The 10,836-nt window shown below is 36.5% G+C and carries 10 protein-coding genes; 5 read left to right on the forward strand and 5 right to left on the reverse strand.

Annotated features, from left to right (window positions below):
* Positions 1 to 170: 170 nt before the first annotated feature.
* On the reverse strand, positions 171 to 632 hold the full coding sequence (locus ACY65O_RS18175) for an HAD domain-containing protein (protein ID WP_462222278.1): 462 nt from the start codon (positions 630 to 632) through the stop codon (positions 171 to 173).
* A 239-nt stretch (positions 633 to 871) separates the two neighbouring features.
* Positions 872 to 2,185 (reverse strand): 4Fe-4S dicluster domain-containing protein, encoded by a 1,314-nt coding sequence (locus tag ACY65O_RS18180; protein ID WP_462222279.1) that lies wholly within the window; start codon positions 2,183 to 2,185, stop codon positions 872 to 874.
* A gap of 135 nt (positions 2,186 to 2,320) precedes the next feature.
* Between ACY65O_RS18180 and ACY65O_RS18185 the strand changes: the two genes are divergently transcribed.
* Entirely contained in the window at positions 2,321 to 2,824 is a 504-nt protein-coding gene (locus ACY65O_RS18185) for a phosphoribosyltransferase family protein (protein WP_462222280.1), read from the forward strand.
* A 12-nt stretch (positions 2,825 to 2,836) separates the two neighbouring features.
* Here ACY65O_RS18185 and ACY65O_RS18190 read toward each other — a convergent pair whose 3' ends face one another.
* Both ACY65O_RS18190 and ACY65O_RS18195 read right to left on the reverse strand, forming a co-directional pair.
* Positions 2,837 to 3,526: an energy transducer TonB gene (locus ACY65O_RS18190; RefSeq protein ID WP_462222281.1), complete on the reverse strand. Its 690-nt coding sequence runs from the start codon at positions 3,524 to 3,526 to the stop codon at positions 2,837 to 2,839.
* 104 nt (positions 3,527 to 3,630) lie between these two features.
* Complete coding sequence (locus tag ACY65O_RS18195) at positions 3,631 to 5,598, reverse strand: M1 family metallopeptidase (RefSeq protein ID WP_462222282.1); 1,968 nt, start codon at positions 5,596 to 5,598, stop codon at positions 3,631 to 3,633.
* Positions 5,599 to 5,751: 153 nt separating this feature from the next.
* Between ACY65O_RS18195 and ligA the strand changes: the two genes are divergently transcribed.
* The 3 genes from ligA to ACY65O_RS18210 all read left to right on the forward strand — a co-directional run bounded on the left by ligA (position 5,752) and on the right by ACY65O_RS18210 (position 9,289).
* Positions 5,752 to 7,866 carry an NAD-dependent DNA ligase LigA gene (gene ligA / locus ACY65O_RS18200; protein ID WP_462222283.1) on the forward strand — a complete coding sequence of 705 codons (2,115 nt, stop codon included), beginning with the start codon at positions 5,752 to 5,754 and terminating at the stop codon, positions 7,864 to 7,866.
* 104 nt (positions 7,867 to 7,970) lie between these two features.
* A complete protein-coding gene (locus ACY65O_RS18205; protein ID WP_462222284.1) occupies positions 7,971 to 8,534 on the forward strand; it encodes an NUMOD4 domain-containing protein in 564 nt (187 codons plus the stop codon).
* Between the two features lie 95 nt (positions 8,535 to 8,629).
* Positions 8,630 to 9,289, forward strand: a complete 660-nt coding sequence (locus ACY65O_RS18210; RefSeq protein ID WP_462222285.1) for a DUF2461 domain-containing protein — start codon at positions 8,630 to 8,632, stop codon at positions 9,287 to 9,289.
* A gap of 260 nt (positions 9,290 to 9,549) precedes the next feature.
* Here the strand turns inward: ACY65O_RS18210 and ACY65O_RS18215 are convergent, their stop codons facing one another.
* The gene (locus tag ACY65O_RS18215; protein ID WP_462222286.1) at positions 9,550 to 10,431 is read right to left on the reverse strand and encodes a cupin-like domain-containing protein; all 882 of its coding nucleotides are present in this window, start codon (positions 10,429 to 10,431) and stop codon (positions 9,550 to 9,552) included.
* 105 nt (positions 10,432 to 10,536) lie between these two features.
* On the opposite strand from ACY65O_RS18215, the gene ACY65O_RS18220 reads away from it, so the two are divergent.
* A partial coding sequence (locus ACY65O_RS18220) for a TetR/AcrR family transcriptional regulator (RefSeq protein WP_462222287.1) occupies positions 10,537 to 10,836 on the forward strand: 300 nt, incomplete at its 3' end.

Raw genomic sequence — 10,836 nt, forward strand, 5'->3', positions numbered from 1 at the left:
ATCATTACTGAATCTCTTGTTGTGTAATTTGTTTTAGATAAATGAAAATTTACAAAAATATCTTTATCGAACATGTACAGACTTTATCTCAGCAGTTTACAAACTACCTTATGTTAAAATAAAAGCTCAACTGTGAAATGCTGCCTAAACAGAAAATTATATCCATGGCATCAAGTCCAATTTTTAAGTTTGCTAAAAGCATCAATTAATCTTTCGCTGTCAAAACCAATTAAAGAACTAGTCTTTACCCAATATTGCTTTCTTCTTGCTTCTAAATTTTGTAAAGAATTATCATCGTCGATAATTAAAAAATTTTTAACTGGCTCATGATCTAAAAAAGCATTTATTTCAGCAAGCCTTTCTTTACCTCCAGTACCTTGCGGAATAAAGCCTTCAAGCTTTTTTACAACTTTTCTATTTTTAAATATTTCATTGAATTCGCTTAATGTTTTATTATTCCTTCTGGATGATGTTAACCATATTTCTGCTGTGACATTTTTAATTAGTGTATTAAAATTTTCTAGCAATTTCTCATTAAAATCTGAATAACCATCTATATGAATTAAATCTTGTTTCCAAGAAGGCGTAATTATTAATACTCCATCGAGGTCTAATAAAATTACGTTTTTCATAAAATAATTTGTTTTGTAAATATATTTTCCCCCCAATTATTTTCAGCATAAATATCTACGCTGCAATAAAAGTTCCCCAATGATATGCCGCTGAAAGGATTGATTCTTCATTCTTTTTACCAAAAAGAATGAAGAACAGAACAAGTTCGCAAGGATGATGCCATGAAAATATGAAGCTGGTATAAAAAATAATTCCTCCCCAAACGTAAACCCAATTACAAATTCCCAATTACAAACCCCTACTTCACTTCCTCCACCCATTTATCCCTGTCATCGGGGCTAAATTTCCAGGGGGCAAAATTGTTTTCTATACTGTTGTACATGGCGTTCCATTCCTGCGGTGCATTGCTGTCTTCCATAATAAGGGAGCGGCGCAGTTCTATAATAATATCTAAAGGAGAGATAGAAACGGGGCATTCTTCCACACAGGCATTGCAGGTGGTGCAGGCACGCAATTCTTCGGTGGTAATATAATCGTTAAGCAATTGTTTACCGTCGGGTTTAAATTCGCCGTTGGTATTTATATTTTTTCCAACTTCGTGTAATCGGTCACGGGTGTCCATCATTATTTTGCGTGGGCTCAGTAATTTTCCGGTAAGGTTGGCGGGGCAGGCGGCACTGCAGCGGCCGCATTCGGTACAGCTGTAGGCATCCAATAAATTTTTCCAGCTTAAATCAAAAATATCTTTGGCGCCAAATTTTTGCGGTGGCGCATCGCCGGTGGGTGCAAGTTCGGGCTGCATCATGTACTTTACTTCGTTTTGTACATTTTGCATATTATCTATTTTACCCTGTACATCCAGCTTTGCATACCAGGCATTTGGGAATGCCAGCATAATATGCAGGTGTTTACTGTAAGGCAAATAATTTAAAAAAGCTAAAATGCCCATAACGTGCAGCCACCAGCAACTGCGTTCAAAAATAATTAAACTGCTTTCGCTCATGCCACTGAATATTGGCGCTATCATTCCCGAGAAAATAAAATTACCCGTATTGTGGTAATGTTCGCTGCCCTGTATTTGTAAAGCCCTGTCAGTACTATTCATCATTAAGAACAGTGTCATTAAAATAATTTCGATTATTAAAATATAATTAGCATCGCTCCGGGGCCAGCCATTTAAATCTTTACTGATAAAACGTTTTAGTTTAATGATATTTCGTCTTGCTAAAAAAATAACACATACTGCAAGTACACCAACTGCCAGTAGCTCAAAAAAGTTTATTAAGAAAGTATAAAACCCGCCGAGAAAAGGAAAGAATAAACGGTGTGTACCGAGGATGCCATCTAAAATAATTTCAAGCACTTCCACATTTATGATGATGAAGCCTGCATAAATTACAAAATGCATTACGGCTACCAGCGGGTTGCGAAACATTTTTTTTTGTCCGAAAGCAAGCAGCAATAAATTTTTCCAGCGCAGGGGTTTGTTACCGGTAAGGTCTTCCTCTTTACCCAATAAAATATTGCGGCGTATCTGCATAATTTTTTTTGCAAAAAGCCAAACAGCAAAACCTAAGCAGGCAATAAAAAGTATTTGTAAAACGATAGCCATAAGCAATGATTATACACAAAGTAAACGAATTACACGAATTGCACGAATTATTTGCGTCTGAAAATTCGTGCAATTCGTGTAATTTTATTTTAATTGTTGAACGAAATGTGATTTTTATTTTTAATTAGTGTAATAATGGATAACAAAAAATATATATTAACCGCTGCCGTTGCCGAAAAAAAATTGCGGCGTATGGCGTTGGAAATTGCAGAACGCAATTATAACGAACCGCAACTTATTTTAATTGGCATTAAAGAACAGGGCAGTGTTATTGCAAAAAAGATCAGCGGTTATCTTAAAGCAAATTTTAAAGGCGAAGTAATTGTAATTGAACTGGGCATTGATAAAAAGAAACCTGCTGCCGTTACGTTAAGCACCGCCATGGATTTTAATGATAAGGCCATAATATTAATTGATGATGTGGCCAACAGTGGCCGTACCATGCTGTATGCTTTAAAACCTTTGCTGGAGCAGTATCCAAAAAAAATACAAACGCTGGCATTGGTAGAGCGTACGCACAAAACTTTTCCGGTTAGTGTGGATTATATTGGCTTTTCTGTTTCTACCACTTTGGATGAACATATTTATGTGGAAGAAAAAGATGGAGAAATTTTAGGCGCATGGATAGAAACGCATTGAATAGTATTGATTTTAATTTTTCGAAAACTCCGAAAGTGGCTTAACATCAAAAATGGCAGTGCCAAGTGTTTTATCACTTTTTTTAGCGTTGGTTACTTCAATTATTACCCGGCCCGGCTTAGTTACCTTCACAATAAATTTTCCATCGTCTGTAGCAGTAATAGTTCCCTGCGATACAGTTACATTTAAATTTTGTGGTTTAACCTTACCTGCTTCAATTGTAATTATATTATCCATACCTGTAAAAAATGTATAAGGCACTTTGGTATTAATTTTAAAACCATTTTCCTCTACCAAAAAAGTTACCGGTTGTATCCTGTAAGCATCTACCGCCTTGCCATCTTGCATTGCAGGTTGCCAGGTACCCGATTTTTGTATAATGCGTATCACTTCTTTTTCCAATCCATAACCCAGGTTGGTTAATGCTTTTACCTCTGATAAATTACCATTTTTATCTACAATAAACTTAACAGCCACAGCATATTTTCCTGATGGTGCACCATTTTCCGCCGGAGTATTTACATTCAAATTTTTTTCAAGGTATTTTCTCCATCCCATATCTCCGTCGGGGAAGCCTGCCTCTGTATCAACTTTAGTAAAAATTTTATTATCAGATGAATCGGCAGAAGGAGTTTTTTGAGCTGCGACTGTTGCTGCAATAAATACAAAACAAAATGAAAGTAAAATTTTGTATAGATTCATAAGTGTTTTTTGTAAATATAAATTATTATATCAATGCCGGTCATTTAAAACCAGCTGCAAAATTATTTCTATTGTTAACCCATCAGATAATTCACTCCCGCTTTTTACTTAAGGTCATCGCTTTTCCAGCTATTGTTTGCAAAATTCATATCCGGAAAAACTTTGGCTTCGTCAATTGTTACGTCTATCAATTCTTCGGTAGTGGGTAATTTAACTTTAAACACTGCGGTGTTGTTCCAAATTTCAACAGGCAATTTCAACGTTCCTTTTACGCCGCTTTTAGTTTGGTAACTTATATTTACCGGCATAGCCATTTCATCTAAATTAGCAATGGTAACAACAGCGCCGTTAGCCGCAATGTCTTTATCGTATTTTACCGAAACAATAGCCTGATCGAGCCGGTAATTTTCTAAAAACCACTCTTTCCAAAACCAGCTTAAATCTTCTCCAGCGGCATTTTCCATTGTTCTAAAAAAATCCCACGGTGTGGGATGTTTAAATGCCCAGCGGTTAATGTACGTTCTAAAAGCATAATCAAAACGGTCGGCACCCAGTATTTCGTTACGCAATAACTGCAGCCCGTAGCCGGGTTTAAAATATAATGCAATGCCAATATTGGCTTCCTTCATTGCATCGGGTGTTAATAGTACAGGTTCGGTTTTTTCGCCAAACATATAAGCGGCCATACCATCCATTTTTGTGGGTGGGTTTTTATATTCGCCACTATTAAAATCATCATCTGCCAGCGAATTAATGAATGTGTTAAACCCTTCGTCCATCCAGCCATACCTTCTTTCGTTGCTGCCTACAATCATAGGAAACCAGGTGTGCCCAAACTCATGATCGGTAACACCAAACAAACCTTCGGTAGTTGCTGTGCTGCCGCAAAAAACAATACCGGGATATTCCATACCGCCAACATTACTGGCAACATTTGTTGCAACCGGGTAGGGATATTCGTACCAGCGCTTACTGTAATTTTCAATACTGCCTTTTATATATTCTGTTGATCTGCCCCATGCTTTTGTACCATTACTCCCGGCGGGGTACACACTCATAGCCAAACATGATTTGCCACTGGGTAAATTTATTTTAGCGGCATCCCAAATAAAACTTTTTGATGATGCCCAAGCCACATCTCTTGAATTGGTGATCTTATATTTCCAAGTTAATGTGGTTGCTGCCGGTCTCGATGATGCCTTGCCTACTTCTTTTTCTGTTTGTATCATTACCGTTTTATCACTTTTTTTTGCTTCATCTAATCTTGTAATTTGTGTGGGTGTTAATACTTCTGCAGCATTTTGCAACTCGCCGCTGCAAACCACAATATGGCTTGCCGGTGCTGTAATGGCAATATCAAAATCGCCGTACTCTAAATAAAATTCGCTTGGGCCAAGGTAAGGGTCGGTGTTCCATCCACGTACATCATCAAACACACACATTTTGGGGTACCATTGCGCCACCGTAAAAATATTACCCTGCTTTGTTTTTAAAATGCCGCAGCGGTCGGCACCATACTCCGGCAATGTAAAAGAAAAATCCATTTTTATTTTTATAACATCACCGCCGGGTTTCATTGCTTTTGGTAAACGAATTTGCATGCGGGTGTCGGTTATAATATAATCTGCTGTGGTGCCGTCTTCATATTTTACATTAGTAATTTTATCTCCTCCGTTAAAATCACTCTTACTGTCGCCATACCGGCTGCGGCTACCCACTGGCATACGTGCCTGACCACGGCTTTCTTTATTAAATAAATTTTGTTCCAATTGTAACCATAAAAAAGGTAACGCATGTGGACTGTTATTTTTATAAGTAATAATTACACTGCCGCTTATTTGATTGGTTACATCATTTAAAGAAGCAGTAATTTGATAATCGGCTTTGTTTTGCCAGTAGCCTACATTGGGCTCACCGGTTGCGGCCCTGCTGATGGTGCCGCCTGAGGGGTAAAATAATGGAGAGAATAAATTATGAGGGTTATATTTTGTTACAATGTTTTCTTCATTTTGAGAAAATAATTGCACACTTAAAGTAAATAAGCATGTAAATAACAGGAATACTTTTTGCATGAGCTTTATTTTATTGTATGAAGGTAGATAAAACAAGTTTACCATTAAAACCGCACAAATAAATAAGCGTTTAAAGGCATTAAAATTTTTTTATAAAATTGTTATTAATTAACCTGCTGCAATTTTTATCTTTGGGGCTGAACAATTTTTATCATGTACAATACTGAGCAAACAAAACAACTGCAGGAAAAAACAAAATTGGCAATTGGCAATAAGCAATTGACAATTGAACAATTAAAAGATATACTCCGTTTTCATGAGTACCGTTATTATGTACAAAACGATCCGCTTATCAGCGATTTTGAATACGATACCCTTTATAAACAGTTAGAAAAATTTGAAAAAGAAAATCCATCAGCAGTTACTAAAGATTCGCCAACACAACGGGTAGGCGCTGGGTTGGTAAAAGATTTTGCTAAGGTGCAGCATTTAGTACCCATGCTTAGCTTAGAAAACAGTTATAACGAAGCCGACCTGCTGGACTGGGACAGAAAAGCAAAAGAACTGAGTGGCCTTGATACAATTGAATATTGTGTGGAGCCAAAGTTTGATGGTGCCAGCATCTCTCTTATTTATGAAAATGATTTTTTTACAAGAGGTGCTACAAGAGGCGATGGTGTAGTGGGAGACGAAATTACCCTCAACACCAAACAAATAAAATCGGTACCGCTTTCTGCAAAATTCAGTGAGTTTGGTATTCAGCAAATTGAAATTCGTGGTGAAGTGCTGATGAATAAAAATAATTTTAAAGCTTACAACGATAAATTAATTGAAGAAGGTATTCCGCCATTGGCAAACCCACGTAATGCAGCCGCCGGAAGTTTGCGTATAAAAGATACTGCAGAAGTGGGCAAAAGAAATTTAGAAGCTTTTTTATACCACGTTAGTTATATTGTTGACAGTTTAAAGTTGACAGCTAACAGAAAAAACACAGACAGTGAACTAACAACTAACAACCCACAACCCACAACCCACAGCGGTATGCTGGAAATGTTGTGGAACTTAGGTTTTAGAAGCCCGAAAAAAGAAATGAAAGTAGTGCAGGGCATTGCCGGTGTAATACAATATGTAGAAGAATTTGAAAATAAAAGAGATAATCTGCCTTATGAAATTGATGGTATGGTTATCAAAATAAACGATTTGCTGTTACAGGAAAGGTTGGGCATGACCTCCCATCATCCCCGCTGGGCTATTGCTTTTAAATTTAAAGCCCGGCAGGCCACCAGTAAATTATTGGGTGTGGAGTTTCAGGTGGGGCGTACCGGTGCTGTTACACCTGTAGCAAAATTAGAATCTGTTCAGGTGGGTGGCGTAACGGTTAGCAGCATTTCTATCCATAATGAGGAGTACATTAAAGAGAAAGATTTAATGCTGGGTGATACCATTTTAATTGAACGGGCTGGTGATGTTATTCCACAAATTGTGAAATCTTTTACTGAGTTGAGAAATGGTAATGAGCAAAAAATTATTTTTCCCACCATATGCCCGGTATGCTCCCATGTTTTATTTAAAACCGAAGATGAAGCAGTATGGCGCTGCACTAACATTAATTGTGAAGCTCAGGTGGTAGAAAGAATAATACATTTTGTAAGTAAAGATGCCATGGACATACGCAGTTTTGGCGATGCCAACGTAAGAAAGTTTTACGAACTGGGTTTTTTAAAAGATGTGCCCGGTGTTTATACTTTGCCATTTGATGACATAAAAAAAATGGGGGGCTTTGGGGAAAAGTCGATAACCAATTTACAGGCGGCTATTGAAGCCAGTAAAACGCAGCCACTGCACAGGGTTATATATGGGCTGGGCATACGCTATGTAGGCGAAAACACTGCCAAAACCCTTGCCAAAGCTGTTACTCACCTTAACGATTTTGCTAATTATATCGAAGAGCAATTGCAGCAACTTGAAGACGTTGGCGTAAAAGTGGCTAAAAGTATTCATGCGTTTTTTTCAGATGCAGAAAACATAAAATTGATAAAAAGGCTGGAAGAACTGGGTATAAATCTTAAAAATGAAAAAGGGGTATTAGCCGCAGATGGCAGCTTATCGGGCCAAACATTTTTATTTACAGGCACCTTAAATAAACTTAAGCGGAGCGATGCAGAGGCGTTGGTAGAAAAAAATGGCGGCAAAATTGCAGGTACCGTTAGCAGTAAATTAAATTACCTTGTTGTGGGGGAAGATGCCGGCAGTAAATTTGAAAAAGCAAAAAAGATAAATACCGTTCAAATAATAAGTGAAGAAGATTTTATTAAAATGATCTCCTGATCACAAAAAAAATTTTATATTTATAGTCAACTTTATTCATTTGTAAAAACAATTTTTCGGGTAAGCTCAAATACCCGTATCAAACTCTTAAAAAAGCATAGCACATGATTAAAAAAATTAGTGGTGAAATCTGGAAACCAATTCAGTTCACCGGGCACAAAACACTTCGTAAAAAATATGCGGTTTCATCTTTAGGGCGTGCTGCCAGTTTTAGCGAAAATGTTACAGAAGATGGTAAATTATTAACCGGATCTATCACATCGGGTTACCGTACACTTAACCTTCATGTAAATGGAGGCAATGGTACTATTTACATCCATCGTGAAGTTGCCAGGCAGTTTTGCAAAAAAGCATCGCCAAAACACAAGTATGTTATCCATGTAAACCATAAAAAAAAGGATAACGGTTATAAAAATTTAAAGTGGGCAACATTAGATGAAGTAAGCAGCCACCAGCAATTTAGCCCTGAAAAAATTGCTTATAAAAAAAGACAGGCTAATCAAACCGAAGGATTAAAACTTAATGCTGTACAGGTAAAAGCCATTAAGGAAATGATAAAAAATCCAAAAAGAAAATTAACCTACAAGCAAATTGCAGCAAAATATAAAGTAAGCGAAATGACTTTATACCGTATTAAAAGCGGCGAGAACTGGGGCCGGGTGAAATAAATACAAAGTAATTAGGAATTTGTAATTAGGAATTGGCTTATAGCTGATTCCTTTTTTGTTTTATGTAAATTTGTTCTCTTTAATAATAATATTTTATGCTGCAATTATCTACTTTAAAATTTTTAAAAGATTTACAAAAGAATAATAACAGGCCCTGGTTTGAAGCACACCGCAAACAATATGAATTGGCTAAAGAAGATTTTCTTTTACTTACAGAAAAACTTATTACGGATATAGGGGCATTCGATAAACCAATTGCACTTTTAAAAGCAAAAGAATGTACTTTTCGTATTAACCGTGATGTGCGGTTTAGTAAAAACAAAAGCCCTTATAAAAATAATATTGCCGGTTACTTTAACCGCAACGGAAAAAAGGGCAATGGTGCAGGTTATTATCTACATATTGAACCGGGCAAAAGTTTTGCCGCTGGTGGTATATGGATGCCCGAACCTAAAGACTTGATTAAAATAAGACAAGAGATTGATTACAGTTTTGATGACTGGAAAAAAATTATCAGCAACCAATCATTTAAAAAGACATTTGCCGAAGGCATAAAAGGAGAAGCGTTAGTAAGGCCACCAAAAGGCTACGAAGAAGATAACCCCGCCATTCAATATTTAAAACAAAAGAGTTTTATTGTGTCCAAACCATTTACCGATACGGAAGTGCAAAGCAAAACATTTGTAAAAGAAGTGGCTAATACATTTAAAGCAATGAAACCGATGCTTGATTTTTTAAATGCAGCTGTGGAATAATTTTATGGTTGAAAAAAAACGGCCAGAGATAAAAATCTCCGGCCTTGCTTACCTCTGAAACCACAAGAAAAAAAGGTATAATAATATTGTTATGTTTTATTAAACAGTTGATTTTTTCTAAAAAATTGAATGTAATTGGATAATAATCGGTTTTGTACAATACAAAATTCCGTAAAGCTTTAAATAAGATTGGAGTGGATTAAATAACCTGAGCAGGATGTAAAAGTAAGGATTTTTTTGTACTTAGTTAATTTATTTTATTAAATTTTTCCGGCAGCTATTAATTCCTGGTTGGCCAGGCTAAACAGTTGCCGTCTTTTGCGGTTATACCACCACTTTGGTGCGGTTTTTTTCATTAAGGTATCAATATTTCTCATACCAAAAAGTTTCCAAAGGCCGGTAAGTTTACCGCCAATACCGCTCTGTAAAGCCCTCAGGCTCATTGCAAAACCTCCTTCAATATACTCCATATGATGAAAATAGCCGGCGGGCATAAACAGTGTATCGCCATGCTCCAGTATCACTTCGTAACCTTTTGCCAGTTTAACTGCCGGAAAATTTTCATAATCAAAATCTTTGCTGTAATTGGCAAAATTTGCAAGGCTTAATACTTCCCAGGGTTTGCGGTAAAGCTTGTACTGCTCTTCGTAAGGAAACAACAATACTTTTTTCTTACCTATAAATTGAGTGTGCAAAATATGGCTCATGTCTATATCAAAATGTATGTGAGTAACCGAACCCTGCCCACCAACAAAAAGCATGGGATATTTTTTAACAAAGCCTTTCATTAAATCTTCAGGCCATTTAAAATCGCTCACTACCTGCGGCGCATGCTGAAAAATATTGAAAAGGAAAATTCTTAGATCCAAAGGGCCTTCTTTTACTTTTTTAAGATACTCCCCAAACTTCATGTAAGCATCAGCAGTATTAATAGGTGTGTAAGCATCGCTTTTTACATTATTATAAACACCCACTTCTTTATCCCCCACCATATCAATAAAATAATCCCAGCTCCACTTTTTATACGCCGGCCATTCTTTCGAAAGGTTTTTTATAACCACGGGACGCATGGTGTTATAATATTTATTCTTAAAATCTGCGGCAGAAATAGTATCCACCGTATCTACAGCCTGTAATTGCATAGTTTAAGTTTTTCCCGTGGCAAAATTAGTAATTTATACCTGCCAAAAATATATAAAAAAGAAGTTACAAAAACTAATATGCGTTAGTTTTGTTAAAAACAAATAATGTCTAAAATTAAGTTGGGTAAAAATACCAGCAAAAAAGATGTCATCATAAAAAAATCCTCTGCTCTTTTTAAAACAAAAGGATTTAATGCAGCATCTATGAGGGATTTGGCAGATGCTGTTGGTGTGGAGGCCCCCAGCCTGTATAATCATATTGGCAGTAAAAGCGAATTGTTACAAACCATTTGTTTTAAAGTAGCTAACGAATTTACAACCCAGCTTACAGAAACAGAAAATAAAAAATGCAGCATTACCGATAAGATTGAACTGATCATCCGTTTTCATATTACCATGATGCTG

The organism is Ferruginibacter sp. (genome assembly GCF_031430955.1).
Classification (GTDB): domain Bacteria; phylum Bacteroidota; class Bacteroidia; order Chitinophagales; family Chitinophagaceae; genus Ferruginibacter.